Source organism: Paenibacillus enshidis, assembly GCF_042136365.1.
GTDB classification, from domain to species: domain Bacteria; phylum Bacillota; class Bacilli; order Paenibacillales; family Paenibacillaceae; genus Paenibacillus; species Paenibacillus enshidis.
Genome location: NZ_JBHHMI010000003.1, coordinates 225,415 through 251,167 on the forward strand (window position 1 = coordinate 225,415; position 25,753 = coordinate 251,167).

Consider the following 25,753-nt stretch of genomic DNA (forward strand, 5'->3'; position numbering starts at 1 on the left):
AGGGAGTGCTTACGATGGCTGAAGGCAAGCGTCGTCGCGGCGTAAGAAACCGTTCAGGAGAGAACCATCATATCCGTGGCAATGGCAGGCCCGGAACTACCTTCATGCGGCCGGAAAAGAAAAGGCGCTTCGGAACCCCGCACTGGATTGCCGACAAAATGGAGCTGTCCCGGGTAGCCGAATATGCCATGCTGCTGAACAGACCCTGGCGGCTGATCTGGCTTAATTTGCTGGCAGGAACGTCCCGCGGGGTGGGCATTGCGGTCGGCTTTACTTTTTTTGCGGCGACGATTATCTACGTGCTTCAGGTGCTTGGCAAGCTGAATCTTCCCATCATCGGGGATTATATAGCCGATATTGTACGGATCGTACAGCATCAGCTTGAGCTGTCGACTTATTAAGAAGCTGTACGGCCTACTCTTCGGTGTTAACGTCCGGCTCGAGCAGCGGCTCACCCTCACCCTGCTTCATATATTTTTGGTACATGGGGCCTCGAACGACCGTGACGTTGTCACCGGTTATATCTGTGGCGATAAAGCTTTCGTATGATTCCACAAAGCCCTGATTGTCATCGCCGTCTTCAATTTCCACTTCATCATAGTTATGAACCTCACGGTTTTCGGACAGGGCGGGCGAGTTGGAATTGCCCCAGCTTGAAACGATCTGCCATGCATCCTCCCCGTCAAAGCCGTTGTATTCATGCTCATCCAGACTGGAGCGGCCAAACGGGGGATCGAGAAACTCTTCCTCTACAGGGCGGTTATTGGTTACTTCCTGCTCCGGATTGTATTCGGCGAGGTATTTCGTGTACGGAACGGCCAAAAGACGTTCATAAGGAATGGGCTTCCCGCTGGTAGCGCAAATGCCATAAGTACCTTCTTCCATGGCTTTGAGAGCCGAGACTATACGCTCAAGCATAAATTCATCATGCTCGACCAGCGCCAAATCCTTGCCTCTTTCATAGGTTTCCGTACCAACATCACCCGGGTGGTTATCGATCAGGGACAATTCGCCTGTCTGTGCACGCTGTCCGTCAGACAGGCCACGGTGTCCGTCACCTCCATGCAAACGGTGTTCAATATCCTGCTTGCGCTTTAACAGCTCGTTGCGCAGCGTATTCAGCTGCTGCTCGGTAAGTGGCATAAGGCATCTCCTTTCAGAAATCGGGCAATGGTCGCGGCTGTTCATAGGGTGTGCTGCAGGCTTGCTTTTTAGAGGAGGGAATTTCTATCAGGGCTGGCGCGCAGTGCCTCTCATGGACGATGTTCCGGCCCTTATGCTACAATAAATGGGTCTGAATGAAGATAGTAACGGAATTATGGGATCGGAGTGACAACGGTGATTTATTATGTAGTGGCATTTATTGTATTCTTACTGGATCAAGGGACAAAATATCTGATTGCAACGAGAATGGAACTGGGCGAGACGATTCCGGTCATCGGCAGCTTCTTTCAGATTACGTCACACCGAAACCAGGGGGCGGCATTTGGCATTCTGCAGGGACAGCGGGAGCTTTTCATCGTCATTACCGTGGTTGTGGTCATTGCGATCATCTGGTATTTGCGAAAGACAGTCCGCAACGGGCAGAAGCTGCTGCCGTTCGGTTTGAGCCTCGTGCTGGGCGGGGCCATCGGCAATTTCCTGGACCGGGCAATCGCCGGTGAAGTAGTGGATTTTGCGCGCTTCAACTTTGGCAGCTACACCTTTCCGATCTTTAATATAGCTGACTCCGCGATTGTGGTCGGGGTGGCGATCATCATACTGGATACTCTGCTGGAATCAAGACGGCAAAAGGAAAGCAGCGGCATGGAAGGAACGAACGGGAATGAATGAGGATTATCAAACTGATTTGTCAGATGAGCTGGAAGACCACGAAGGCGGCGAATTGCTCGAATGGACCGTGGATACGACTGCGGCCAAGACCCGTATTGACAAATATTTAGCAGACAGGATGACCGATGTGTCCAGATCCCAGATTCAGCTGTGGATTGGAGACGGGCGGGTGTTGGTGAATGGAGCGGCGGTGAAGGCCAATTACAAGCTGCTGGAAAATGACCGTATTGAGTTAAGCATACCTGAGCCGGAAAGTGTGGAAATTGTTCCTGAGGATATACCACTCAATGTGGTATATGAGGACGCGGACGTCATCGTGATCAATAAGCCACGCGGGTTGGTTGTTCATCCTGCTCCCGGACATGCCTCCGGGACTCTGGTCAATGCGCTGATGTACCACTGCCACGATCTGTCCGGCATCAATGGCGAGCTTCGGCCAGGCATCGTGCATCGTATTGACAAGGATACTTCCGGGCTGCTGATGGCGGCAAAAAATGACAAGGCCCATGCGTCACTCGCTGCCCAGTTGAAGGATCACAGTGTAACCCGCAGGTATATAGCGCTCGTGCACGGCAATTTGAGCCACGATCAGGGGACAGTGGATGCGCCGATCGGCCGCGCTGCAGGAGACCGCAAAATGTTTACCGTTACGGACCGCAACAGCAAGCATGCTGTCACTCATTTTCTCGTACTGGAGAGGTTTGGTGACTACACGCTGCTTGAGCTGAAGCTGGAAACCGGACGGACGCACCAGATTCGGGTTCACATGAAATTTATCGGGCATCCGCTTGTCGGGGATCCGATGTATGGCCGCAGCAAAGGCATCCGTATGGACGGACAGGCGTTGCATGCTGCAATATTGGGCTTTGTTCACCCGAAAACAAGGGACTACCTCGAATTCAGCGCACCGCTCCCGCAGGATATGGAGGACGTGCTTGCCTCCCTGCGCAGCAGGTAATATACAACCATTATTTATGTTATTTATATGTAAGAATTGAACCAGACCGCCTGTAAAGGCGGTTTTTTTTGTACTCGCAAACAGATGATAAAAATAAACATGGATAAATATACAGTTATATCGTATAATTATTAAAAATAGCTTCCGGTCCCCGGCAGGCAAAGGTGTTGACAGTGGAAATTCTTTCTGTCATAATTCGTGTAGATGCGATGAAATCTATCACACGAAATGTGATGATGAAGGAAATCTGAATAGCACCTTTAAATCAGTCCCGTGAGGCTGGCAAGGTAACGTGAATGGATCACTGAAGTGCTTCCGCTGTGGCGGCATGCCCTCAGTGTGTTCGAATGAGATCAGACGACAGCAGCAGACTGTCGATCGGGACTCCTTGCCAATCTGGGCAAGGAGTTTTTTTGTATCCGTCACGGGACCAGATCTGAAGGCAACATGACCCGAGGAGGCTGGAAGCATGAGCAGCAATGAAGTGCATGTACTGATGGATGAGCTGGCAATCCGCCGCGCATTGACCCGGATTGCGCATGAAATTCTGGAGAAAAACAAAGGCATTAACGGTTGTGTGCTGGTTGGGATCCGCACGCGCGGAGTGTTTCTGGCCAAGCGGCTGGCAGCCAAAATTGAGGAAATTGAAGGAACGCCGATTCCTTGGGGCGAGCTTGACGTAACCCCTTATCGCGATGACCGCAGCGGCTCCGCCAGCGCGGATGGCAGCAAGCAGCTGACCATGAACCCATCCGATGTATCGGTGCATGACAAGAAGGTCATTTTGTTCGACGATGTGCTTTATACGGGACGGACGATCCGTGCGGCCATGGATGCGCTGATGGATTGCGGCCGGCCGCAGATGATTCAGCTGGCTGTTTTGGCAGACCGCGGACACCGGGAGCTGCCAATCCGCCCCGACTATATAGGTAAAAATATCCCCACCTCGAAAACGGAAGAAATCGTGGTCGCCTTGAAAGAAACGGATGGCAAGGACGAAGTGACGATCATTCAGAACCGGGGGGATCAGGCATGATAACAGCAACAGTTAGCAAATTAAAGGACCGCAGCCTGCTTGGTCTTAAAGATTTAAGCCGCAGCGAAATCGGATCGATTCTCGATCGCGCGGCATACTGGGAATCTCAGCCGCAGAAGCTTGTACCTGTTCTGCAGTCCCGTTTCGCAGCCAACATGTTTTTCGAGAACAGCACCCGCACCCGCTTCTCCTTCGAAATGGCCCAGAAGCGACTTGGAGCACAGGTGCTTAACTTTGCCGCAGCCGCATCCAGCGTAGCAAAGGGAGAGTCCATCTACGATACGGTGAGAACGCTCGAATCGATGGGCATTGATGCTGGGGTGATCCGGCTCAAGCCGGCGGGTGTGCTGGAGCAGCTTGCGGAGAAAGTGAACGTTCCGCTGGTCAATGCGGGTGACGGCAACAATGAGCATCCGACACAGGCCTTGCTTGATCTGTACACGATGCGCAAATCGTTCGGAGAACTGAAGGGGCTGCGCGTATCCATCATCGGCGATGTGCTTCACAGCCGGGTAGCACGCTCCAATCTGTGGGCACTGCACAAGTTCGGAGCACAGGTGAGTTTTTGCGCCCCATCCAATATGCAGGCTCCTGAACTGGCGGAGCACGCCCCTTATGTAACAATGGAAGAAGCACTGAAGGCGGATGTCGTCATGATGCTGCGTGTACAGCTGGAGCGGCACGCTGAGGGCATGCTGAAGTCGGAAGAGCACTACCGGGAGCAGTATGGGCTTACAGAGGAGAGAGCTTCCAGGCTTGCTCCAGACACGATCATTATGCATCCTGCGCCGGTGAACCGGAATGTAGAGATTGATGATGCGGTCGTGGAGAGCGGTCAGTCACGGATCTTCCCGCAGATGGCTAACGGCGTTCCCATCCGCATGGCGGTTATGGAACGGGCGATGAAGCTGTAAGCAGGACGGTCGGATAGGAAGCAAACACCTGAAGCGGAGGAGAAAAACAAAATGGCCCAGTTGATTACAAATGCAAGCGTACTGAACGAACAGGGAAAACTTGAAAGTAAATCGATCCTTATTATAGATGGCAAGATTGCAGCAATTGTGGATGCGGATGCCGGCTTGAGCATTTTCGTGGAACCCGGAACACCGATGGATGAACAAAAAGTTGAAACGATTGACGCCCAGGGAAAACTGGTCATTCCTGGACTGATCGACATGCACGTTCACCTCAGAGAGCCGGGCTTCGAACACAAAGAGACAATCGAAACCGGCAGCAGATCGGCGGTCAAAGGCGGGTTTACGACGATTGCTTGTATGCCGAATACACGTCCGGTGACGGATAAACCGGAAACGGTGCAGCTTGTGCTGAACAAAGCGGCGGAGGCAGGGCTGGCGAAAGTACTTCCGTATGCGGCCATCACCAAAGGCGAGCTGGGACGGGAGCTGACGGACTTTGAGGCGCTGAAAGAAGCGGGAGCTATCGGCTTTACGGATGACGGCGTAGGCGTGCAGAGCGCACAGATGATGAAGGACGCCATGTATAAAGCGGCGGCTCTTGATATGCCGGTGATTGCCCACTGTGAAGACAACACTCTGGTTGAAGGAGCCCCGGTGGCGGAAGGCGAGTTTGCCAGGCGTCATGGCCTGAAGGGCATTCCGAACGAATCGGAGGCCATTCATGTCGGCAGGGACATCCTGTTGGCTGAAGCGACAGGTGTGCATTACCACGTATGTCATGTCAGCACGGAGCAATCCATCCGCCTGATCCGTCAGGCGAAAGAGATCGGAATTAACGTGACTGCCGAGGTGTGTCCTCATCACTTGCTGCTATCCGAGGAAGATATTCCGGGGCTGGATGCGAACTGGAAAATGAATCCTCCCCTGCGTTCGGCGCGGGATGTGCAGGCCTGTATTGAGGCGCTGCAGGATGGAACGATTGACATTATTGTCACAGACCATGCCCCGCACAGTGAGGAAGAAAAGGCGAAAGGCATGCAGCTGGCGCCGTTTGGCATCGTAGGCTTTGAAACGGCCTTTCCGCTGCTGTACACCCGGTTCGTGGCAACCGGAGTTTGGACACTGGAATTTCTGGTGCAGCGAATGACCACAGATCCGGCTAGAGTATTCGGTCTGAATACCGGGCGTCTGGAAGAAGGGGCGCCTGCCGATCTGACCATGATTGACCTCGAAAGCGAGCAGGTTGTTGATCCGCTGACCTTTGAATCCAAAGGCCGCAACACTCCTTTCACAGGCTGGAAGCTGAAGGGCTGGCCGGTGAAGACCTGGGTGGACGGGCGGCTGGTATGGAGCGCAAACATACAATAAATGATTTTATAAAGACAACATTTGAGGAGTGAGAACGGGATGCAGGCAAGATTACTGCTTCAAGACGGTACGCTGTTCACCGGCAAGGCATTCGGCGCGGATGGTGAAAAGACGGGAGAAGTCGTATTTAATACAGGGATTACAGGCTATCAAGAGGTGTTGACAGATCCGTCGTACTGCGGCCAGATTGTCACGATGACGTATCCGCTGATCGGCAACTACGGAATTACACGTGACGACTTTGAATCCGTGCGTCCTTACGTGCACGGCTTTGCGGTCCGCCGTTACGAGCCGGTGCCGAGCAACTGGCGCGCACAGTACAGCGTAGACGATCTGTTGAAGGAATACGGCATCGTCGGCATCAGCGATATCGATACCCGCATGCTCACCCGGATGATCCGCCATCATGGTACGATGAAGGGTATTCTTACAACCTCCTCCAAACCGGTTGAAGAACTGATGGAAATGATGAATGACACGACCATTGCCGAGCTGCGCAATCAGGTTCCGATGACCTCTACGCGTCATGTGTACAGCAGCCCGGGAAGCAAGGAGCGGATCGTGCTGATTGACTACGGCGCCAAGAGCGGCATTCTGCGCGAGCTGAACAAGCGTGATTGCGACGTGGTGATCGTGCCGCATGACACGACGGCGGACGAAATCCGCAGGCTCAATCCTGACGGAATCCAGCTTTCGAACGGTCCCGGGGACCCGAAAGACGTTCCGCATGCGGTGAAAACGATTGCCGAGCTGCTTGGCGAATATCCGATGTTCGGCATTTGTCTGGGGCATCAGCTGTTTGCACTGGCTGCCGGAGCTGACACCGAGAAGCTGAAGTTCGGCCATCGCGGCGGCAACCATCCGGTGAAGGAGCTGGAAAGCGGACGCTGCTTCATCACCTCGCAGAACCACGGCTACACGGTCAACGAAGAATCCGTGCGTGGTACGGATCTGGAAGTGACCCATATCAACAATAACGATAAGACCATCGAAGGTCTCAAACATAAGAAGTATCCTGCGTTCTCGGTGCAATACCATCCTGAAGCGGCGCCGGGTCCGCAAGACAACAGCTATCTGTTCGACCGCTTCCTTGAGATGATCCAGGAGCACAAACAAAACCATCCGAAGCAGCCGCGCCAGGTCCTTATCGCAGCTGCCGGGAAAGGAGTCCGCTAATATGCCGAAGCATAAAGACCTCAAGAAAATACTGGTGATCGGTTCCGGGCCCATCGTTATCGGTCAGGCGGCTGAATTTGATTATGCCGGAACCCAGGCATGTCAGGCACTCAAGGAAGAAGGCGTGGAAGTCGTCCTGATCAACAGCAACCCGGCAACCATCATGACCGACACCAATATGGCGGATAAGGTATACATTGAGCCGATTACGCTGGAATTTGTAACGCAAATCATCCGCCAGGAGCGTCCGGACGGCCTTCTTCCTACACTCGGAGGACAGACAGGTCTGAACATGGCGGTGGAGCTGGCAAGAGCAGGCGTTCTGGAAAGCGAAAATGTGAAGCTGCTCGGTACTCAGCTCAGCTCAATCGAAAAAGCGGAGGACCGCGATCTGTTCCGTGAGCTTATGCGCGAACTGGAGCAGCCTGTGCCCGAAAGCGCGATCGTGACCACCATGCAGGAAGCGCTGGATTTTGCAGGAGAAATCGGCTACCCGATCATTGTGCGCCCGGCCTATACGCTTGGTGGTACAGGCGGCGGCATCTGTGCGACGGAAGAGGAGCTGCGCGAAACGGTCGCTTCCGGCCTCCGTTACAGCCCGATCGGACAATGTCTGATTGAGAAAAGTATTGCTGGCATGAAGGAAGTCGAATACGAAGTTATGCGCGACGGCAACGACAACTGCATCGTGGTGTGCAACATGGAGAACTTTGATCCGGTTGGCGTTCACACCGGAGACAGTATCGTAGTGGCGCCGAGCCAGACGCTGTCTGACCGTGAATACCAGATGCTGCGTTCGGCATCACTGAAAATTATCCGCGCGCTCAACATTGAAGGCGGCTGCAACGTGCAGTTTGCGCTGGACCCTTACAGCTATCAATACTATGTTATCGAAGTCAATCCGCGCGTAAGCCGTTCGTCGGCGCTGGCTTCCAAGGCAACCGGTTACCCGATCGCCAAGATGGCTGCCAAAATCGCGCTGGGTTATACGCTGGACGAAATCATCAACCCGGTTACGGGGCAAACGTATGCCTGCTTTGAGCCAACGCTGGACTATATCGTAAGCAAAATTCCACGCTGGCCGTTCGACAAATTTACGTCAGCCAACCGCAAGCTGGGCACGCAAATGAAAGCCACCGGCGAGGTTATGGCGATCGGGCGGACGTTTGAGGAATCCATTCACAAAGCGGTAAGATCGCTTGAAATCGGCGTGCACCGCATCCATTTGAAAGATGCCGAGGCTCTCACAGACGAAGTGCTGCAAAGCCGTCTCGTAAAAGCGGATGATGAACGCATGTTCCTCATTGCTGAGGCCTTCCGCCGTGGTTACAGTCAACAGGAGATCCAGGATTTGACGAAGGTAGACTGGTGGTTCCTGGACAAAATTGAAGGTATCGTCGGCTTCGAGAGCCGTATGGCGGAAGATCCTGAATTGACTTATGAGACTCTGTACCAAGCGAAGCGTCTCGGTTTTACAGACAAGTCGATTGCAGAGGTTCGTGCGTCCGCTCAATTGGGCGGACACTGCACTGCGGAAGCGGAAGTGCGTGAATTCCGTTTGAGCCATAATCTGCGTCCTGTCTACAAAATGGTGGACACCTGCGCGGCAGAATTCGAGGCGACTACACCATATTATTACTCGACCTACGAAACCGAGAACGAGGTAACTGACACTCGCAAAGAGAAAGTGGTTGTTCTCGGCTCCGGGCCGATCCGGATCGGTCAGGGCATTGAGTTCGACTACTCGACGGTGCATGCGGTATGGGCGATTCAAAAAGCGGGCTATGAAGCGGTTATTATTAACAACAACCCTGAGACAGTATCCACAGACTTCAATACGTCTGACCGTCTCTACTTCGAGCCGCTTTTCTTCGAGGATGTCATGAACGTGATTGAGCAGGAAAAACCGATCGGCGTTATCGTGCAGTTTGGCGGTCAAACGGCGATTAACCTGGCAGCTCCGCTGAGCGCCGCAGGGGTGAAAATCCTCGGCACCGACCTGGCCAGCATTGACGAAGCGGAAGACCGCAAAAAGTTCGAAGCACTGCTGTCCCGTCTCCGCATCGCACAGCCGCAGGGCAGCACGGTGACTTCGGTCGATGAAGCGGTCGGAACCGCTCAAGGATTGGGTTATCCGGTGCTCGTGCGCCCTTCGTACGTACTTGGCGGACGTGCGATGGAAATTGTATACTCGGACGCCGAACTGCTCAACTACATGAAGGAAGCCGTTAAAATCAATCCGGAGCATCCGGTGCTGATCGACCGCTACATGCTTGGCAAAGAAGTTGAAGTGGACGCCATCTGTGACGGGGAAACGGTGCTCGTTCCGGGCATTATGGAGCATGTCGAGCGGGCAGGGGTCCACTCCGGCGATTCGATCGCGGTATATCCTCCACAGCATCTGGACGAAAGCCTGAAGCAAAAAATCGTGGATATCACCATCAGCATCGCCAAAGAGCTGAAAACGATCGGATTGGTCAATATTCAGTTTGTTATCCATAACGACGAAGTATACGTCATCGAAGTGAATCCGCGCTCTTCCCGGACGGTGCCGTTCCTGAGCAAGGTAACCAACATTCCGATGGCGAATATTGCCACCCAGGCCATTCTTGGCGCGAAGCTGAAGGACCTTGGTTATGAAGATGGGCTCTGGCCGGAAAGCGATCATGTGTCGGTCAAGGTGCCGGTATTCTCCTTTGCGAAGCTGCGCCGTGTGGAGCCGACGCTCGGACCTGAAATGAAATCCACCGGCGAAGTGATGGGCCGTGATGTAAAATATGCGAAGGCGCTCTATAAAGGCCTCGTCGGTGCAGGCATGAAAATCCCGTCCACAGGAGCGATTATCGCCACCGTATCCGACAAGGATAAAGCGGAAGCGGTAGAGCTGCTGCGCGGATTTTACAAGCTGGGTTACAAAATCATTGCCACTGGAGGTACAGCGGCGGCACTCGAGCAGGCCGGCATTCCAGTAACGATTGTGAACAAGCTGAGCGAAGGTACACCAAACATTCTGGATCTGATTCGCACAGGTGAAGCCAACTTTGTATTCAATACGCTGACCAAAGGCAAGACCCCTGAGCGGGATGGCTTTCGTATCCGCCGTGAAGCGGTAGAGAACGGAGTGGTGTGCATGACATCCCTGGATACGGTTCGCGCGCTGCTGGGCATGCTGGAGACGCTGAACTTCTCCTCGGAAGCCATGCCGGCATTGAGCCGCTAAGCTTCGGCAGCATCATCTAAAATTTTGGAAAGGACATCTGACAGCTCAAGGCTGAAGGATGTCCTTTATCACGGACGGGAGATGTGAGATAGTGATGACGTTACCGCAGAGTATGGCTGGACGCCTGATGGTTGCATTGGATTTTCCGGATGCGGATAAGGCGCGCAAGCTGGTGAAAGGCCTGCAGGGCATTGCCTGTTATATGAAGGTGGGTATGCAGCTTTTTTACGCGGCAGGCCCTGATTTTGTCCGCGAGCTTAAGGATAAGGGCTATTCCGTTTTCCTTGACCTGAAAATGCACGATATTCCAAATACGGTGCGCGGTGGAGCCGGCAGCATTACACGGCTTGGTGTCGATATGTTCAACGTGCATGCGGCAGGCGGCTCCGCCATGATGCATGCAGCCAGAGAAGGAGCACAGGAGGCTGTGGAAGCAAATTCATCCTTGTCACTGCCGCTCATCATTGCCGTGACCCAATTGACGAGCACGGATCAGCGCACGATGAATGAGGAAATCGGCATCGCGGGTTCTGTAGAGGACACGGTTGTAAGGTATGCGCGGCTTGCACAGGAAGCGGGGCTGCACGGTGTCGTCGCTTCTCCGCTTGAAGTGCAGGCCATCGGGGCCGCCTGCGGACCGGATTTCCGGACAGTCACGCCGGGAATTCGTCCGGCCGGCAGCTCTGTCGGGGATCAGGCGCGTATTTTGACGCCAGGACAAGCTATTGCAGGCGGCAGCAGCTACATTGTAGTAGGACGCCCGATTACGGGGGCAGCGGACCCGAGAACGGCTGCCGAGCAAATTATTGAGGAGATGATGAAGGCATGACGATATCATTGGCACAAATTCCTGAGCAAATCGCAGCACATCTGCTGCGCATCAAAGCGGTGGCCCTGCGGCCGCAGCAGCCTTTCACCTGGACATCGGGCATCAAATCGCCGATTTATTGCGACAATCGGCTGACCATGGGCTACCCGGAGGTGCGTGAGCTTATTGCGGACGCATTCGCTGCAGTGATCCGTGAACGTTATCCGGACGCGGAAGTCATTGCCGGGACAGCCACGGCCGGTATTCCGCATGCGGCATGGGTAGCGCAAAAGCTGAATCTTCCCATGGCTTACGTGCGCGACAAAGCGAAAGGACACGGTAAAGAGAACCAGATTGAAGGGCTGATCCGAGAAGGACAGAAGGTCATCGTCATTGAGGACCTGATCTCCACCGGAGGCAGCTCCATTAAGGCGGCGAAAGCCGTGGAGCAGGCAGGCGCAGCGACGCTGGCCGTGCTGGCCATTTTCAGCTACCAGCTCGACAAGGCAACCCAGGCCTTTGCCGAGGCGGGCGTCAAGCTGGAGAGCCTGTCCAACTATTCATCTCTTATGGACGTCGCCCTTCGCGAGGGAGCGATTCAGGAAAGCGAGCTTGAGTTGCTTCGTTCCTGGAGACAGGATCCCGCTTCCTTCGGCCAATAAAAGTATATACTACTGGTCATTATTCCAGCCCGGCCGCCGCCGGGCTGTTTCTGCTGCCTGCGGATACCCATGTACTAATTGCACAAGAAAGGGGCACACTAAAGCACGAAACTGACCTGGAAAGAGGGAGAGACATGAGGTGGGTGTATTTCGGAAAATTGTATACAACCAAGTTTCAGGCGGGATGCCTTGCCAAACGGCTTGAGGAGGACGGTTGGATTTATGGCTATCATGATCCAAGAGCAGTGGAAGTGTATCAGTCCAAAAAAGGGCGTTATGGTGTAAAATTTATCCTATGAATAATTGTCTATTTGACGGGGCTATGACCAAATTGCTTCGTCTTTTTTATTCACCAATTTAGAGGGTGACATTGAATATATTGGAAATATGAGTCTTTTGGCCTATATCAACAGGCGGATATGATACATTATATTGTAAATACGTCAAGATTTTTTACATAAAACAACGTTGAATTTACATTGTAAAGAAAAAATTATGCATCGATAGAAGGAGGCCATTTTTTTGTTAAAACAAAATCATATGTGGACGGAAGAAGAATTGAACGGCAATATTTCCTACAACAATGATACGGCAGATATTAGCGAAAAAAACAGTTGGCATAACCTTTTTGAATCTCCCCAGTGGATTTTAATGAACCCTGCTGAGGAAATCGTTGATTTTTATCATACATATCTGGACAGCCCCAGCAGACAGTTCAGAAACAGAACGAATCTGCAAGGAAACAAATTGCATGATCTGGGGTGTGGTGGTGGACGCCACCTTTATTATTTTGCCGAGTACGGGTTTGATTTGACAGGCAGTGATTTGTCCACAAATGCAATTAACTTCACGAAATTCGAGCTTGAACGCAGAAAAATGAACGCACGCTTGAATTTATGTCCAATGACCGATTTGCCCTATGAAAATGGCGAGTTTGACATTACGATTTCGAGAGCAGTCATTAATCATGGAACCTTGCAAGATATGAAAAAAGTTGTGTACGAGGTGGCACGAACGACGAGAAAGGGTGGACTCTTTTTTGTAACATTCTCTTCGGAACGTGCCTCAGACTGGAAAAAAGGCACAGAGGTGTTAGAGGATGTGACTTATATCCCGGCTGAAGGACCTGAAAAAGGATTGATTCATACTTTTCTCAGTGCCGCAAATGCTGCAGCCCTGTTGGAGCCTTTTTTTATCATTGATAAGCTGTACATCTCCGAGCATCCGCCATTAATGCCCAATGCTCCGGGTGCAACAGATCCGAATGAGTATTTTGGCTCGGAGTACGTCCTGATCGGTATTCGGAGATAACAACGAAGGATGTCGATCAAGCTGATCAAATTTATAAATGATGAAGGTGAGTCTATTGATTTTGACCGGCCCGGAGATTGAACGGCAAGTTCTAAATAATAGAATCCATATCAGGCCATTTATAAAGGAGCATATCAATCCAAACAGCTATAATTACAGACTTGGGCCCAAGCTGCTGGAGATTACGGATGATGTGATTGACCCGGCGCGTAAAGTAAGCTACAACGAGATTTCATTGAATGCGGACGGTTATGTATTAATGCCCAAAAGGCTTTATCTCGGTTCCACTGTGGAGGAAATCGGAAGTGATCATTATGTTACCCAACTAATTGGTCGTTCCTCTGTTGGCAGACTTGGACTTTTTCTGCAAATCACCGCTTCCTTGGGGCATATCGGTTCCAAGCACTGTTGGACGCTGGAATTGAAGTGCGTTCAGCCGGTTAAAGTGTATCCTGACATGAAAATCGGCCAGGTCAGTTTTTGGAATATAGAAGGTGAAAATTCTGAGAGCTACCTCGGTAAATATCAAAATTTTAACTCCCCCCATGTTAGTGAATTTTTTAATGAAATGGTTCAAAAATAGCCGACTAGGCAGGAGAGAGATATGATTTTAACAGGACAGAAGATTAAAGAAAATGTATTAAATCATAAAATTGTTATCGAGCCCTTTGATGAGAGCTCATTAAATCCAAACTCCATCAATTTTCGATTAGGCGATTATGTTAAAGTGTACAAAAACAATGTATTGGATCCCAAGGTGAAGCAAGAGGTCGAAATTCTCTCTATTCCTGACGACGGGCTGGTATTACATCCGGACAGGCTCTACCTGGGGTATACGTTGGAAAAAATGGGGAGCAATCACTTCGTACCGATTATAAGCGGCCGATCCTCTACGGGCAGATTAGGGCTTTTTGTTCATATCACAGCCGACTTGATCGATATTGGCTCCATCAATCACTGGACCTTGCAGCTTCATGCGACACAGCCTATTCGTATCTACAAAGGGATGTTGATTGGGCAGGTTACCTTTTGGAAGCCTCAGGGGGAGATCGTTCTGTATGACGGGAAATATCAAGGCAGCACGGAACCGGCCGAATCGCAAATCTGGAGGGACTTTAGTCTATGACATCATTCCTTATGGATAGCGGCAAATTTAGTGCGCAGCATATCAGAATGAATCATCAAAACATTATAGACCGTTTTAACAGCTATTATGAATCCAAGGGTTTCGTCAAGCATGCCCCTGTTTCAATCAATTCAAAAATCGATTCAAGTGTATACTTGATAGGGTCAACCATTAGTGTACTCAAGCCTTACCTTTTTGCCGGGGAGATTCCTGACAGAGGTTTTTATTTGGTCCAAAGGTGTATTCGTACACATAATTCCCGAATTCTTATGAAAGATGAGGAAATTCCGAAGTGGGCTTCCTATTTTCAAAGCATCGGCACATTGTCTCCAGTGAACAGATTAAACGACGTCTGCCGCGAGGTGTGGGAGTTTCTGCATAACGAACTTGAAATCGCGAGTCAGGATATGATGATACGGGCATCTGCCGTGGATGAGGATCTGCTACACTTTTGGCGGCAGCTTGAAGACCGTCCGGTTATTGAATTGGACGCTTTTCCACGAACTTATTACCGTCATCGTTACGGTCACGAGCAATGGACAGGGAGAAACATCAATTTTGCGCTGAGACAGCAAGACGGAGACCAGTTTGAGGATATAGGAAACCTTATCGTTATCGAACATATCCAGGGGCATGAAGCAGGCGGGGTCGAAACTGCTTTTGGGATCAGCACCTTGCTTGCACGAAAATTCAGCCTCCGTCATCCCATTGAAGCGTCCTTGATCAGCACAATTATTCCTTTTCATCTTGAAAATACGTGCAAACTATCCGATGCATTGGCTGTTGTACTTCATTTGGTGAGGGAAGGCATTAAACCGAATGCTTCTAACACGAGAGGCAGAATACTTCGTACGTATTTACGCGGACTGAGTTATTTAATGAAGCAGAATCATTACAGTCCGGCATGTATAAAAAATTATGCCCAGGCTTATGAACTGGAGGAATACGGTTCATTAACCGAGTCAGGGGAGCATTTATTTTTTTATCTGGTCAAAGGAGAACAAGCATGATTATTGGTATATTATCCGATATCCATGAAGATTTGATCCGGTTGAAAGAAGTCTTGACTATTTTCGAAAAGAAAAATGTGAATGATATTGTCTGCCTCGGCGATCTCGTCGGTTTTTCCGTGCCCTATTACCCTTATCTGGACTCACGAGACGCAAACGAAGTTGTTCGTATAATCAAAGAAAATTGCACTTTTTGTGTCATCGGCAATCACGATTTGTATGCTGTTCACAAAATTCCGCATCAGCGCTCTTTTTTTAACTATCCAGCAAATTGGTATGGAATGGACTTCCATATACGCAAGCAGCTGGCTTCAGGCAAGGTATACCTTTATGAAGACAACGAACTGTCTTCTTTACTAACGTCCCAAAATAAAGATTACCTAATGTCACTACCGGAATATGTCGTGATGGATTGCGGTGCTTACAATATTATGTTAACTCACTATGCCTTCCCGGATATCACCGGATCTTCCACGCATGAGGTTCTTTTTCCGTCCGACCTGCAAGAACATTGGGAATTTATGATCACCCATCAGTGTTTATACAGCTTTTCAGGAAATGATCATTTTGAAGGCATGCGTTTGTTTACAGAGAATCAGTGTAAGGACTATGGCTTTGAAGAGGTACAGCTGCCAGATCGTTTGTTATGGTTGCATGGGCCTACCGTATCGAAGGGCACGTTTAAAAATGGATGTATGATCTACGATACCGAACGCAGAGTCATTGAAGCCATACCGCTGTATTCTGAGACACATACGATTGCGGGCAACAGAGAGGTGCAAAGATGAAGCATATACTGTTTGTAGAAAGCCGTGAATACTTGCCTGGCATTGAATTCTGTAAACAACAGAACTGGAAAGTGACCTTGCTGACGACAACCCCGGAATTCTATCAGAAAGAAAAACTGGCAATGGTTGATGATGTGTTCATGGTTGAAACTTATGATGAGCAGAAGGTCGTGGAATTTGTGCGGCAATATCATGCACGCCAGCATTTGGATGCGGTTCTGTCATTCAGTGACCTCTATGTTATCCCGGCTACAGCCGCTGCAAAAGCAATCGGGGTGCCAACGATGGACCCTGAGGCAACCAAAAGGGCCAGAAATAAGTGGATTACACGGGAGTTATGCAAGCAGCACGGAATTGCTTCGCCATCGTTTTATAATGCGGCCAGCCTGCAGCAGGCTCTTGAGGCGGCTGAAGAAATAGGGTATCCGTGTATCATTAAACCGATCGACGGTGCCAGCAGCTTAGGGGTCAAATGTGTTTATAATCCGCAGGAGCTGGAAAGAGCATATGCTGACTACATGGAAAACAGGCACTTGGGGAAGGGTTTATACGGCAGTGAAAGGCTGCTTATTGAGGAATACATTGAAGGGGAGCTTTTCAGTGTGGAAACACTAACCTGTAATGGAGCAACCCATGTGCTTGGCATAACAGACCGGCAGCTTATCGGGTTTCCGGGTTTTATCGAGAGCGCGGGTGCTTTTCCGATTGTTGGTCAGCACCAGGATTCCTCCATCCCATTGGTGCTCCGTTGCCTGCAGGTGCTAGGAATTGATTTTGGCGCTGCTCATACTGAAATCGTACTGACGGCCAAAGGTCCCTTGATCATTGAAGTAAACCCGCGCATGGGTGGAGGACCTGTGCATGATCTTATTTACTACGCAACAGGAATTGATTTAGTAAAAGAAATTATCAAAATTCATATGGGAATGCCGCCTGAGCTTCAGCCGGTTCACTCCAAAGTGGCTGCTGCCAAGATACTTTATGCGACCGTCAACGGTACACTGCGTTCAATAAAGCAACACCAGCCGATCCTGGAACAGATGGATGTAAAGCATTTTAAGGTAAGCAAAATAGGTCAACAAGTTAAAGTACCGGAATCCAACTTTGATAGTATCGGGACATTGGTTGTCGTGGGCGATACGGAATCTGCTGCCAGAAGCCGACTGGAACTTATAGAACAGCAGCTTGAGTTTATAGTGGAATGAGGGGGATGAAGGAATTTCATCCTACGATCTATTTTTTGCTGCTGGGGGTGTCCATTTATTTTACTGGCAGGTATTAGAAAGGATGAGTTCTATCGCAATTCTAATATTACACAAATCCAAAAGAAGCTCTGACTATTACAAATGGTTGTCTACGGTGGATGAGGATATATGTCTGCTCTCAGCCCATCTTCATCCGGAAGAGAAAGCACATTATACGATTGCGAAGCAAGTATCCAATGATTTATCTTCCAGCATTTTGGACGAGGTTGAAGAATGCTTGGTTGATAACAATATTCGAAAAATTATTGCTTTGGCAGAGGAGGATATTCTGCGGGCAGCCCAATTAAGGGAACGGTTGGGCATCCAAGGGCAAAATGTTGAGAGTGCCTACGCATTCCGCAACAAAGTGCAGATGAAAACGCTGGTTTCAAACCAGGGAATAGCCTGCCCCCAATTTGCAGCAGTACGTTCCTTTACAGATGTCATAGATTTCACCCGGAAAGCAGGGTTTCCTTTTGTATTCAAGCCAGTTGACGGATTTGGAGGCATGAGAACGGTTGTGGTCCAAACCGAGCAGGATCTCCATAGTCTGAAGGCTGATTACGAAGATACGGATTTGACCGGGTATATGGTCGAAGCGTTTGTCGATGGGGAAATGTACAGTGTAAATGGGATCGCTTTGGAAGGAAGCATTGTCTTCTCTTCCGTGAATAAATATTCAAACAGCTGTCTCTTTTATCAGGAATCAGAGCCGGATTATCTTGTGATGACCGTTCCGGAGCAAGATCCCTGTTTCCTGCGCACTTTAGATTTTACCCAGCGTGTGCTTGACGCATTGCCGACACCGGAGGTGCTTGCTTTTCACTGTGAATTGTTTGTCAGTGGGGACGAAATTACGTTTTGTGAAATTGCCAGCAGACCACCCGGCGGCTGGATTTCCGAAAGCATTTATTATTCCCATGGGTTCGATATCAAGGAAGCTTTTGTGAAACTGGAATGTGGTGTAGAGACAGCAGTGAATTATCATAAGCCTGTAACGTTGTCTGCCGTGCTTTATGTTCCGAAATATCAGGGGAAGTTAGTGAAGCAGTTGGAAGCTTTTCCTTTTGAATGGGTGAAACAATATATCAGGGTTGCTGAAACAGGAGCGTGGTACGAAAGCGCGGCGCATTCTACAGATGTTATCGGAGCGATAGTATATGTAGGCGATACGGTTGAGCAGTTACAGGAAAGATCTGTTATCCTGAAGCAATTTTGCAATGAACAGGTACACTGGGAATTTTCAACCTAACAGCCTGATACCATAAAAAGAAGAACCTCCGCATATGCAGAGGTTCTTCTTTTTATGGGCCCTGAGGGACTCGAACCCCCGACCAATCGGTTATGAGCCGACCGCTCTAACCAACTGAGCTAAGGGCCCTAAATATGACTTTCCGACTACTAAGCTAAGTAAACAGCGACATTGATTAATATACAACATTGCCCGTTATTTCGTCAAGCGATTCTTTTTGGAAAATGTAAAACCCGTAAAAGAAGTCCCATGTTTTTTAACCGGTGTACATGTCCCCCTTTTTTGCGTTACACTTGTCTTCAAAGGAGGGGACATATGTTAAAAGCCGTCTTTATATTTCTGCTGGCCGGGATTGCTGAAATTGGCGGAGGATATCTGATCTGGCAGTGGCTGCGCGAAGGCCGGGCATGGTATTTAGGGCTGGCCGGAGGGATCGCTCTCGTTCTCTACGGCATCGTTGCCACGTTTCAGGTGTTTTCTTCTTTTGGAAGAGTATATGCGGCATATGGCGGAGTATTCATCGTGCTGTCTGTATGCTGGGCGTGGCTGGTTGATAAAAAGGCTCCGGATGCTTACGATCTGTGGGGGGCCGTGATATGCCTTATAGGAGTCGCCGTGATGCTTGTGCCAAGAACATAATTTTTCAAATGTGACTTTGGCTCTACATAATTACCCCTTAAATGTCGACATAGAATATAAGGAGGGGTTCTCATGAATTGGAACGAACTGAAGCTGTTGGCAAAGCTGAAGCAGGCGCGCCCTCGTGGAGAGGGTAGATTTGCGACCGGCATTCTTTGGGGAACACTCATCAGCGCAGTGCTCTGGATTTCGATTATCGGCTGGATTATGGCGATTTTCAAATTTTGAAGAATACGCAACAACAGATAAATTTAAAAAAAGTTCTTGCCATATCCTCTCAAATGTCGTATTATATATTGGTGACCATAAAAAGAACGTAAGCAAAATGTCGCAGTATTTTTAAGCCGGGGTGGCGGAATTGGCAGACGCACAGGACTTAAAATCCTGCGGTAGGTGACTACCGTACCGGTTCGAGCCCGGTCCTCGGCATAACACAGTAACAACAGAAATAGGCTGGCTCCGGATCCAAGGAGCCGGCCTATTTTCATCTATGGAGATCTTGGACATTTTTTCATCTGGGAGGGGAAACAAGTGTTTGGCAATGACTGGGATGAGGTGCTCAAGGAGGAGCGGGAGAAAAGTTATTTCAATGATTTAAGATACAAGCTTGCGAGGGAATATAAACAGTATGAGGTCTATCCGCCCAAGGAGGATCTGTTCTCGGCGCTCAAGCTGACTTCTTACAGCGGAACGAAAGCCGTTATTCTCGGGCAGGACCCTTACCACGGGCCTGGACAGGCCCACGGATTGAGTTTTTCTGTCCGGCCAGGAGTAAGAGTGCCGCCATCCTTGCAAAATATTTATAAAGAGCTGCACAGCGATCTCGGAGTGCCTGTTCCCAATCACGGTTACCTGGTGCATTGGGCAGAGGAAGGGGTGCTGATGCTGAACAATGTGCTAACAGTACGGCGTGGCCAGCCCCAGTCCCATCAGGGAATCGGGTGGGAGCGATTTACGGATGCGGTTATTGAGACGCTTAATCATCGGACGCAGCCTGCGGTTTTTATTCTGTGGGGAAGCCATGCGCAGAAGAAAGGCGCGTTTATCGACAAGAAAAAGCACCTGGTGATTGAATCCAGCCATCCTAGCCCTTTTGCCGCACATCGAGGCTTTTTTGGAAGCAGACCTTTTTCACGCACAAATGCGTTTTTGACAGAACACGGTATGCAGCCGATGGATTGGGCCATACCGAATCGCTGACAACCGGAGGTGACGGCATGCGACAATGGATTGGACGTCAGGTCATTGTACATTATGAGGATGAAGGAATAATACAGGTGAGCGGAACCGTGGAACGAATGAATTATGCGGACAAAAGCCTGATCCTTGGTCCCGGTATGCAGTCGATTCCTTTTAACAAGATCAATGTCATTCAACCTTTACATACAGACAGCAAAAAACGTTCACGCACAAAACTGCATTCCGTAGGCTATGTCATGTCAGACATGCTGCAGTTTGATAATGCCGTATATTTTCAATCCGCCGTCACGGTTTGGCAGGGAGAACGGCTTATTGCCTATAATTCGAGCATTCGGAGTCATGACCGGGATTTTGCCGTAATGGCTGACGGCCGCAAATTAAGCAAAAATGACTATTTATTTGTTGTACGCTCCTTACGCGGTTATTGATAACATGCACATTTACGAATTTTTATGGTAATTTGAACCTGATTTCTTAAAAAGTCTTCAGAAAATTATGGTTCTTTCCGATAATATAGTTTGGGATTTTTACCCTAATTAAACTAAAGGTGAAAAGGGGAGAAGTGCATGGAAGCTGCAGGCAGGAGATATGCTTATTTACTCGCTGCATTACTGTTGTTTCTGACCGTTTATCCGGCGGGTATTATCCGCGCGGCGGAAACGGGTTCGGCGACATTGGAGTGGAGCAGTCAGGCACCGGAGGAATGGATTGCGGGGGAAACGGTCCAGCTAAAGGTAGCGGCAGTCGACAGTTCGGCTAACAAGACGGATGTTACCGCTGAGGCCGAATGGACGACCAGCAATAATGGGGTTGCCAAAGTGGAGAATGGACTGGTTACACCGCTCTCCGAAGGAACGGCCAGAATCACCGTTTACTGGAACAGTAAGACTCTAGCGCAAAACGTAAAAGTCAAGGCCCGGTATACGAAGCTGACATTGGAGCCGTCCGGTCAAATCGATCTGCTGACTGGCGGTCAAGGGGAACAATTAAAGCTGACGGGCGTGCTTTCATCAGGCAAGACGGAGACCCCTTCGAAAGTAAGCTGGAGTTCATCTGATACATCGGTGGCAACGGTGGAGAACGGTCTGGTGAAGCCTGTAGCCAAAGGTGTGGCATACATAGCTGCTCGTGCAGAGGGGCTCAGCACCCGGATGACGGTGTACGTGCGTTCTTCGTCACAGGCGCTTTTATTAAGTGAAACCGGGAGCCTGTCCATGTTCCTGGGCGGAGCTTCGCAAAAGTTGAAGGCGACGGACGTATCGATTGCCGGAACGAAGACGGACGTAACGGATAAGGCAGTGTGGAGCAGTTCCGACCCGCTTGTATTGTCGGTAAATGAGGGGGTTATCACTGCCAAGGCAGCCGGCAAGTCAACGGTGAAGGTGTCCTACAACGGATACAGCAAAAGCGTTAAGGTAACCGTGCTTCCGACCATCAACCGTCTTGTGGCCAGCAAAACGAGCTTACCTGTCATCATGGGAAGCAAGACGTCCCTTCCAAGCGTCTCCGCTTATTTTGCGGACGGCTCCAAACGGAGTGTGACCTCTGACGTTACCTGGTCAGTCGGCAACACATCTGTAGCCAAGCTGGAGAACGGTAAGCTCGTCGCAGTTGCTCCGGGGACAACAAATCTGATCGCTTCCGTCGGCGGGGAGCAGGTGCAAATTCCTGTGACCGCACAATATAAAGTGGTGAAGCTTACGGTTTCACAAGCCAAATATACATTGACGGCAGGCCAGGAAACTTCTCTGCCGACCGTCAAGGCCCAGCTTGCGAACGGGACCTCCAAGGATATTAGCGATGAAGTATCGTGGGTTGCTTCCAACGCAAGAGTAACCGTTCAAAATGGCAAGATCAAAGCGGTCAGCAAGGGAACGGCAACGGTCAAGGCGATGTATATGGGAAAATACGTGAAGGCTTCCGTAAAGGTAGAGCCTGTCATTCAGAACCTTTCGCCCAGTACGGCCAATGTGGAGCTGAACCTGAAAAAAAGCAAAGGAATTAAGGTGACCGGCGTATTTACAGATGGTTCATCAGCCAACCTGAGCCAAAATATGAAGTGGACGACATCTAATGCAGCGGTAGCGACTATAAAAGGCTCCACAATCAAGGCTGTCGGCTTCGGAACCGCCACCTTGAATGGGACTTACCAGGATAAGAGCGTGCAGATTCAGGTTATCGTGTCCACCAAGCTGGAGAAGCTGGTGATCAGCAGTAAGAAAGTGAATCTCACTCCAGGAGCGAGCCAAGTGCTAACGCTGACGGCGAAATATGATAATGGAGCCAGCAAAAATGTAACCGATGCGGCCACATGGGTATCCAGCAAAACGGGTGCTGCTACGGTAAGCAACGGTGTTGTTAAAGCCGTTGCCAAAGGAAGCTCTACGGTCAAAGCTTCCTACGGCGGGAAGTATGTGACTGCTGCTGTAAAAGTAAGCACGGCTAAATAAAAATAATAGCTTCACTGAAAGTTCAGGTAAAAGTAAAAGCCCATGGCTTATGTGCCGGGGCTTTTAACTTTGTATATCAAGCATACATTCGGCCGAGCATTCCGTAATGATATGTGCTGCTTTATTCATTGTTATGGGCTAATGACATGTAAGGGAAGGATGCATGTTATAATAACGGAAAGCTTAGGAAAGGTTGCCTGGTGATATGAAGCTGTTTAAAGGTGTGTTCTGGGGAATATGCATTAGCCTGGTGCTTTGGTGCGCCCTTATCGGGCTGTTTCGGTGGCTTCTGCATTAACGGACATTCCCGGAACGCCTCTAGACAATCACTCTTGTGACTTTCTCGACATCTCTTACTGAAACGGTATGCACGCTTTTATCATCATACAGATTGAAGGCGGAGGAGTCCGGCAGAAGCTTGGGCCACCCCAACAGGATGCTTCCGTCAAGCAGTTTGACGATGACAGCTTGCGGTTGCTCCAAGGCTTTTTTAATTTCATCATTCATAAAATTTGAAACCTCCTTATACTCTATTTTTCGTCGGCTTGCTCCTAATAGTTTATAGGCATATGCCTAAAATATTAAAATTTTAAATTGCTGCCTGCTTTCATTTGCAAAAAAAGATTGTTAAGTTGATTAATATAGTGTAATATTTATATTCGTCAAATGATAATGATTATCAATATTAACGTAGGAGGGCTGGCTTAAACACATAATGATCCGGAGCAAAATGTACATAACCCTCTTATGGTTTTTACTCTCCTGCGCAGTATTGGCTGTAACCATACTGGCCGCCGTGTCATTCGGAGCCAAGGAAGCGGATTTGGCTGCGGTGTGGTCGGCTGTCTTTTTTTATGATCCGTCGGTAACTCTTCATACTGTTATTCATGATCTGCGGCTTCCGCGCGTCCTCGGGGCTGCAGTCACGGGTGCGGCCTTTGCCACTGCCGGTGCGCTGATGCAGGGAGTGACACGGAATCCGCTGGCAGACCCGGGGGTACTGGGCATAAACGCGGGCGCGGCCTGCGCTGTTGCGATCAGCTTTGCGCTGGTTCCCGGTATATCTTACTCCATGCTTATGGGCATTTCCTTTGCAGGCGCGGCGCTCAGCACGCTGTTTATTATGCTGCTCGCGTTATCAACGAAGGGCGGGCTTACGTCTCTGAGGCTGACGATTGCCGGCTCTGTCGTCGCCGCAATGCTGCATTCCTTGAGCACAGGTATTGCGATCTACTTTGATCTGAGCCAGGATTTGGCCTTCTGGTATGCAGGAGGAGTCGCCGGTGTCAGATGGGAGCATCTCCGCATACTTGTCCCGCTAGTTGCTGCAACTCTGCTGTTTTCCTTTGTGATCAGCAGGCAGGTCAACTTTTTGTCGCTGGGCGAGGAGACAGCTGCCAATTTGGGCGTCAAAACCGGCAGGGTGAGGTTCATGGCCTTGGCGGCCGTCGTTGTGCTGGCAGGGGCTTCGGTATCTGTCGTAGGCTCTATCAGCTTCATTGGGCTTGTCGTGCCTCATATGGTGCGCCGGTTTGTTGGTGTAGATTATCGGCTGCTGGTACCGATGTCAGGCTTATGGGGGGCGATTCTGCTCATCTGGGCCGATTTTGCGTCACGAATGGTCAATCCGCCGCGAGAATTTGCCATTGGCGCCATGGTCGCCGTTGTCGGCGTTCCTTTCTTCCTGTATCTGGCCCGGCAGGAAAGGAGGGAGCTGTAGATGAGGCGTGTGGAAAAAAGAAGAACCTTAAGGGCGGTGGCTGTGTGCCTCATCCTCCTGCTGGTTGCTTTGATGGTCATCATCATCAGCTTGAATACGGGTACGATCCGGATTGCTCCAATGGAAGTGTTTCATGTGCTGTTTGGCGGAGGGACAGAGACTGATCAGCTGGTTCTGTTCGAGTACAGGCTGCCGCGCATCCTCGTTACGATGCTGGCCGGGATCGGGTTAGGCACAGCTGGAGCAGTGCTGCAGGGCATCTCGCGCAACTCGCTGGCAGACCCGGGCATTCTGGGCCTAAATGCGGGAGCCGCATTCGGCCTGATTGTGTTTGTTTCCTTCTTCAGGACGATGGAGGGTCCAGCCGCTCTGCTCATTCCGATCTTCACTTTTGCGGCCGGCATGCTGACCGCCTTGGTAATCGTACTGCTGGCTTACGATCGATTCAAGGGGCTGATCCCGGTACGCATGCTCCTCGTAGGTATAGCCATCGAGGCCGGCATCAGCGCCGTCACCCTGTTCCTGTCGTTAAGACTGGACGAGGATACCTATTCCTTCACCGCTCGTTGGCTGGCAGGCAGCGTATGGGGAAGAGATTGGGTTCATGTATTAGCCCTGCTTCCCTGGGTCGCAATTCTGGTGCCGCTCTGTTATGCCCGGTCGCGAACGCTTGATCTGTTCACACTGGGAGATGAAACGGCATCAGGAATAGGCAGCCGCGTCAATCGGAGCCGTATCGTGCTGCTGATAATGGCAGTTGCCGTTTCCTGTGCCAGTGTGGCCATGACGGGGAGCATCGGCTTTATCGGGCTGATTGCCCCTCATATTGCCAGACGGCTCGCCGGACCGCGGAATGCCCATTTCCTGCCTGCTTCCGCCCTGACGGGGCTAGTTATTCTGGTTACCGCCGATACGGTAGGACGTTCCATCTTCACGCCGAACGCTGTTCCGGCTGGAGTGGTTGTAGCTGCCATCGGAGGACCCTATTTTTTATATTTGCTGCTTAGGATGAAATCTTGACACTGGAGGAATTGA

The 25,753-nt window shown here is 50.3% G+C and carries 27 protein-coding genes and 2 tRNA genes; 26 read left to right on the forward strand and 3 right to left on the reverse strand.

What is annotated here, in order from left to right; all coding sequences use genetic code 11:
• The first annotated feature begins 104 nt into the window (after window positions 1-104).
• Entirely contained in the window at window positions 105-401 is a 297-nt protein-coding gene (locus tag ACE41H_RS05430; RefSeq protein ID WP_375354037.1) for a DUF5665 domain-containing protein, read from the forward strand.
• Between the two features lie 13 nt (window positions 402-414).
• Here ACE41H_RS05430 and ACE41H_RS05435 read toward each other — a convergent pair whose 3' ends face one another.
• Window positions 415-1,143 carry a TraR/DksA C4-type zinc finger protein gene (locus ACE41H_RS05435; RefSeq protein WP_375353822.1) on the reverse strand — a complete coding sequence of 243 codons (729 nt, stop codon included), beginning with the start codon at window positions 1,141-1,143 and terminating at the stop codon, window positions 415-417.
• Window positions 1,144-1,338: 195 nt separating this feature from the next.
• On the opposite strand from ACE41H_RS05435, the gene lspA reads away from it, so the two are divergent.
• The 17 genes from lspA to ACE41H_RS05520 all read left to right on the forward strand — a co-directional run bounded on the left by lspA (window position 1,339) and on the right by ACE41H_RS05520 (window position 18,709).
• Complete coding sequence (gene lspA / locus ACE41H_RS05440) at window positions 1,339-1,833, forward strand: signal peptidase II (RefSeq protein ID WP_375353823.1); 495 nt, start codon at window positions 1,339-1,341, stop codon at window positions 1,831-1,833.
• Window positions 1,826-2,791, forward strand: a complete 966-nt coding sequence (locus ACE41H_RS05445) for an RluA family pseudouridine synthase (RefSeq protein ID WP_375353824.1) — start codon at window positions 1,826-1,828, stop codon at window positions 2,789-2,791. The genes lspA and ACE41H_RS05445 overlap by 8 nt, the downstream gene beginning before the upstream one ends.
• Window positions 2,792-3,260: 469 nt before the next feature.
• Window positions 3,261-3,827, forward strand: a complete 567-nt coding sequence (gene pyrR, locus ACE41H_RS05450; protein ID WP_375353825.1) for a bifunctional pyr operon transcriptional regulator/uracil phosphoribosyltransferase PyrR — start codon at window positions 3,261-3,263, stop codon at window positions 3,825-3,827.
• Complete coding sequence (locus ACE41H_RS05455; RefSeq protein ID WP_375353826.1) at window positions 3,824-4,741, forward strand: aspartate carbamoyltransferase catalytic subunit; 918 nt, start codon at window positions 3,824-3,826, stop codon at window positions 4,739-4,741. Before pyrR ends, ACE41H_RS05455 begins: the two co-directional genes overlap by 4 nt.
• A gap of 51 nt (window positions 4,742-4,792) precedes the next feature.
• A complete protein-coding gene (gene pyrC / locus ACE41H_RS05460) occupies window positions 4,793-6,112 on the forward strand; it encodes a dihydroorotase (protein WP_375353828.1) in 1,320 nt (439 codons plus the stop codon).
• 39 nt (window positions 6,113-6,151) lie between these two features.
• Window positions 6,152-7,288: a glutamine-hydrolyzing carbamoyl-phosphate synthase small subunit gene (gene carA, locus ACE41H_RS05465; RefSeq protein ID WP_375353829.1), complete on the forward strand. Its 1,137-nt coding sequence runs from the start codon at window positions 6,152-6,154 to the stop codon at window positions 7,286-7,288.
• 1 nt (window position 7,289) lies between these two features.
• Complete coding sequence (gene carB, locus ACE41H_RS05470) at window positions 7,290-10,508, forward strand: carbamoyl-phosphate synthase large subunit (protein WP_375353830.1); 3,219 nt, start codon at window positions 7,290-7,292, stop codon at window positions 10,506-10,508.
• A gap of 94 nt (window positions 10,509-10,602) precedes the next feature.
• Complete coding sequence (pyrF, locus tag ACE41H_RS05475; protein WP_375354038.1) at window positions 10,603-11,337, forward strand: orotidine-5'-phosphate decarboxylase; 735 nt, start codon at window positions 10,603-10,605, stop codon at window positions 11,335-11,337.
• Window positions 11,334-11,978 (forward strand): orotate phosphoribosyltransferase, encoded by a 645-nt coding sequence (pyrE, locus tag ACE41H_RS05480; protein ID WP_375353832.1) that lies wholly within the window; start codon window positions 11,334-11,336, stop codon window positions 11,976-11,978. Before pyrF ends, pyrE begins: the two co-directional genes overlap by 4 nt.
• A gap of 134 nt (window positions 11,979-12,112) precedes the next feature.
• On the forward strand, window positions 12,113-12,277 hold the full coding sequence (locus tag ACE41H_RS05485; protein WP_375353833.1) for a hypothetical protein: 165 nt from the start codon (window positions 12,113-12,115) through the stop codon (window positions 12,275-12,277).
• A 223-nt stretch (window positions 12,278-12,500) separates the two neighbouring features.
• Window positions 12,501-13,289, forward strand: a complete 789-nt coding sequence (locus tag ACE41H_RS05490) for a class I SAM-dependent methyltransferase (protein WP_375353834.1) — start codon at window positions 12,501-12,503, stop codon at window positions 13,287-13,289.
• Window positions 13,290-13,329: 40 nt separating this feature from the next.
• Window positions 13,330-13,872 (forward strand): dCTP deaminase, encoded by a 543-nt coding sequence (locus tag ACE41H_RS05495; protein ID WP_375354040.1) that lies wholly within the window; start codon window positions 13,330-13,332, stop codon window positions 13,870-13,872.
• Window positions 13,873-13,893: 21 nt separating this feature from the next.
• Window positions 13,894-14,415: a dCTP deaminase gene (gene dcd, locus ACE41H_RS05500; protein WP_375353835.1), complete on the forward strand. Its 522-nt coding sequence runs from the start codon at window positions 13,894-13,896 to the stop codon at window positions 14,413-14,415.
• Window positions 14,412-15,425 carry a hypothetical protein gene (locus tag ACE41H_RS05505; RefSeq protein WP_375353837.1) on the forward strand — a complete coding sequence of 338 codons (1,014 nt, stop codon included), beginning with the start codon at window positions 14,412-14,414 and terminating at the stop codon, window positions 15,423-15,425. The genes dcd and ACE41H_RS05505 overlap by 4 nt, the downstream gene beginning before the upstream one ends.
• Window positions 15,422-16,213 carry a metallophosphoesterase family protein gene (locus ACE41H_RS05510; RefSeq protein ID WP_375353838.1) on the forward strand — a complete coding sequence of 264 codons (792 nt, stop codon included), beginning with the start codon at window positions 15,422-15,424 and terminating at the stop codon, window positions 16,211-16,213. Before ACE41H_RS05505 ends, ACE41H_RS05510 begins: the two co-directional genes overlap by 4 nt.
• Entirely contained in the window at window positions 16,210-17,418 is a 1,209-nt protein-coding gene (locus tag ACE41H_RS05515) for an ATP-grasp domain-containing protein (RefSeq protein WP_375353839.1), read from the forward strand. The genes ACE41H_RS05510 and ACE41H_RS05515 overlap by 4 nt, the downstream gene beginning before the upstream one ends.
• An 82-nt stretch (window positions 17,419-17,500) precedes the next feature.
• Window positions 17,501-18,709 carry an ATP-grasp domain-containing protein gene (locus tag ACE41H_RS05520; protein WP_375353840.1) on the forward strand — a complete coding sequence of 403 codons (1,209 nt, stop codon included), beginning with the start codon at window positions 17,501-17,503 and terminating at the stop codon, window positions 18,707-18,709.
• A 55-nt stretch (window positions 18,710-18,764) separates the two neighbouring features.
• Here the strand turns inward: ACE41H_RS05520 and ACE41H_RS05525 are convergent.
• Window positions 18,765-18,838, reverse strand: a tRNA-Ile gene (locus ACE41H_RS05525).
• Window positions 18,839-19,024: 186 nt separating this feature from the next.
• On the opposite strand from ACE41H_RS05525, the gene ACE41H_RS05530 reads away from it, so the two are divergent.
• The 6 genes from ACE41H_RS05530 to ACE41H_RS05555 all read left to right on the forward strand — a co-directional run bounded on the left by ACE41H_RS05530 (window position 19,025) and on the right by ACE41H_RS05555 (window position 22,998).
• Entirely contained in the window at window positions 19,025-19,348 is a 324-nt protein-coding gene (locus tag ACE41H_RS05530) for a YnfA family protein (RefSeq protein ID WP_375353842.1), read from the forward strand.
• A 72-nt stretch (window positions 19,349-19,420) separates the two neighbouring features.
• The gene (locus ACE41H_RS05535) at window positions 19,421-19,576 is read left to right on the forward strand and encodes a hypothetical protein (RefSeq protein WP_375353843.1); all 156 of its coding nucleotides are present in this window, start codon (window positions 19,421-19,423) and stop codon (window positions 19,574-19,576) included.
• Between the two features lie 115 nt (window positions 19,577-19,691).
• Window positions 19,692-19,777, forward strand: a tRNA-Leu gene (locus ACE41H_RS05540).
• Window positions 19,778-19,879: 102 nt separating this feature from the next.
• Window positions 19,880-20,548, forward strand: a complete 669-nt coding sequence (locus tag ACE41H_RS05545; RefSeq protein ID WP_375353845.1) for a uracil-DNA glycosylase — start codon at window positions 19,880-19,882, stop codon at window positions 20,546-20,548.
• 17 nt (window positions 20,549-20,565) lie between these two features.
• The gene (locus tag ACE41H_RS05550; protein ID WP_375353846.1) at window positions 20,566-20,976 is read left to right on the forward strand and encodes a hypothetical protein; all 411 of its coding nucleotides are present in this window, start codon (window positions 20,566-20,568) and stop codon (window positions 20,974-20,976) included.
• 138 nt (window positions 20,977-21,114) lie between these two features.
• Window positions 21,115-22,998: an Ig-like domain-containing protein gene (locus ACE41H_RS05555; protein WP_375353848.1), complete on the forward strand. Its 1,884-nt coding sequence runs from the start codon at window positions 21,115-21,117 to the stop codon at window positions 22,996-22,998.
• A 318-nt stretch (window positions 22,999-23,316) separates the two neighbouring features.
• Here ACE41H_RS05555 and ACE41H_RS05560 read toward each other — a convergent pair whose 3' ends face one another.
• A complete protein-coding gene (locus ACE41H_RS05560) occupies window positions 23,317-23,505 on the reverse strand; it encodes a hypothetical protein (RefSeq protein ID WP_375353849.1) in 189 nt (62 codons plus the stop codon).
• 208 nt (window positions 23,506-23,713) lie between these two features.
• Here ACE41H_RS05560 and ACE41H_RS05565 point away from each other — a divergent pair, with 208 nt between their 5' ends.
• Together ACE41H_RS05565 and ACE41H_RS05570 are read left to right on the forward strand one after the other, a co-directional pair.
• Window positions 23,714-24,718: a FecCD family ABC transporter permease gene (locus ACE41H_RS05565; RefSeq protein ID WP_375353851.1), complete on the forward strand. Its 1,005-nt coding sequence runs from the start codon at window positions 23,714-23,716 to the stop codon at window positions 24,716-24,718.
• Window positions 24,719-25,738 (forward strand): FecCD family ABC transporter permease, encoded by a 1,020-nt coding sequence (locus tag ACE41H_RS05570; RefSeq protein ID WP_375353853.1) that lies wholly within the window; start codon window positions 24,719-24,721, stop codon window positions 25,736-25,738.
• Window positions 25,739-25,753 lie beyond the last annotated feature (15 nt).

What these genes read in the sequence shown, in the direction of transcription:
- ACE41H_RS05430 (WP_375354037.1), top strand. Translation starts at nt 105, where the DNA reads ATGCGGCCGGAAAAGAAAAGGCGCTTCGGAACCCCGCACTGGATTGCC.
- ACE41H_RS05435 (WP_375353822.1), bottom strand. Translation starts at nt 1,143, where the DNA reads ATGCCACTTACCGAGCAGCAGCTGAATACGCTGCGCAACGAGCTGTTA.
- ACE41H_RS05445 (WP_375353824.1), top strand. Translation starts at nt 1,826, where the DNA reads ATGAATGAGGATTATCAAACTGATTTGTCAGATGAGCTGGAAGACCAC.
- pyrR (WP_375353825.1), top strand. Translation starts at nt 3,261, where the DNA reads ATGAGCAGCAATGAAGTGCATGTACTGATGGATGAGCTGGCAATCCGC.
- ACE41H_RS05455 (WP_375353826.1), top strand. Translation starts at nt 3,824, where the DNA reads ATGATAACAGCAACAGTTAGCAAATTAAAGGACCGCAGCCTGCTTGGT.
- pyrC (WP_375353828.1), top strand. Translation starts at nt 4,793, where the DNA reads ATGGCCCAGTTGATTACAAATGCAAGCGTACTGAACGAACAGGGAAAA.
- carA (WP_375353829.1), top strand. Translation starts at nt 6,152, where the DNA reads ATGCAGGCAAGATTACTGCTTCAAGACGGTACGCTGTTCACCGGCAAG.
- carB (WP_375353830.1), top strand. Translation starts at nt 7,290, where the DNA reads ATGCCGAAGCATAAAGACCTCAAGAAAATACTGGTGATCGGTTCCGGG.
- pyrF (WP_375354038.1), top strand. Translation starts at nt 10,603, where the DNA reads ATGACGTTACCGCAGAGTATGGCTGGACGCCTGATGGTTGCATTGGAT.
- pyrE (WP_375353832.1), top strand. Translation starts at nt 11,334, where the DNA reads ATGACGATATCATTGGCACAAATTCCTGAGCAAATCGCAGCACATCTG.
- ACE41H_RS05485 (WP_375353833.1), top strand. Translation starts at nt 12,113, where the DNA reads ATGAGGTGGGTGTATTTCGGAAAATTGTATACAACCAAGTTTCAGGCG.
- ACE41H_RS05495 (WP_375354040.1), top strand. Translation starts at nt 13,330, where the DNA reads ATGAAGGTGAGTCTATTGATTTTGACCGGCCCGGAGATTGAACGGCAA.
- dcd (WP_375353835.1), top strand. Translation starts at nt 13,894, where the DNA reads ATGATTTTAACAGGACAGAAGATTAAAGAAAATGTATTAAATCATAAA.
- ACE41H_RS05505 (WP_375353837.1), top strand. Translation starts at nt 14,412, where the DNA reads ATGACATCATTCCTTATGGATAGCGGCAAATTTAGTGCGCAGCATATC.
- ACE41H_RS05510 (WP_375353838.1), top strand. Translation starts at nt 15,422, where the DNA reads ATGATTATTGGTATATTATCCGATATCCATGAAGATTTGATCCGGTTG.
- ACE41H_RS05515 (WP_375353839.1), top strand. Translation starts at nt 16,210, where the DNA reads ATGAAGCATATACTGTTTGTAGAAAGCCGTGAATACTTGCCTGGCATT.
- ACE41H_RS05520 (WP_375353840.1), top strand. Translation starts at nt 17,501, where the DNA reads ATGAGTTCTATCGCAATTCTAATATTACACAAATCCAAAAGAAGCTCT.
- ACE41H_RS05530 (WP_375353842.1), top strand. Translation starts at nt 19,025, where the DNA reads ATGTTAAAAGCCGTCTTTATATTTCTGCTGGCCGGGATTGCTGAAATT.
- ACE41H_RS05535 (WP_375353843.1), top strand. Translation starts at nt 19,421, where the DNA reads ATGAATTGGAACGAACTGAAGCTGTTGGCAAAGCTGAAGCAGGCGCGC.
- ACE41H_RS05550 (WP_375353846.1), top strand. Translation starts at nt 20,566, where the DNA reads ATGCGACAATGGATTGGACGTCAGGTCATTGTACATTATGAGGATGAA.
- ACE41H_RS05555 (WP_375353848.1), top strand. Translation starts at nt 21,115, where the DNA reads ATGGAAGCTGCAGGCAGGAGATATGCTTATTTACTCGCTGCATTACTG.
- ACE41H_RS05560 (WP_375353849.1), bottom strand. Translation starts at nt 23,505, where the DNA reads ATGAATGATGAAATTAAAAAAGCCTTGGAGCAACCGCAAGCTGTCATC.
- ACE41H_RS05565 (WP_375353851.1), top strand. Translation starts at nt 23,714, where the DNA reads ATGATCCGGAGCAAAATGTACATAACCCTCTTATGGTTTTTACTCTCC.
- ACE41H_RS05570 (WP_375353853.1), top strand. Translation starts at nt 24,719, where the DNA reads ATGAGGCGTGTGGAAAAAAGAAGAACCTTAAGGGCGGTGGCTGTGTGC.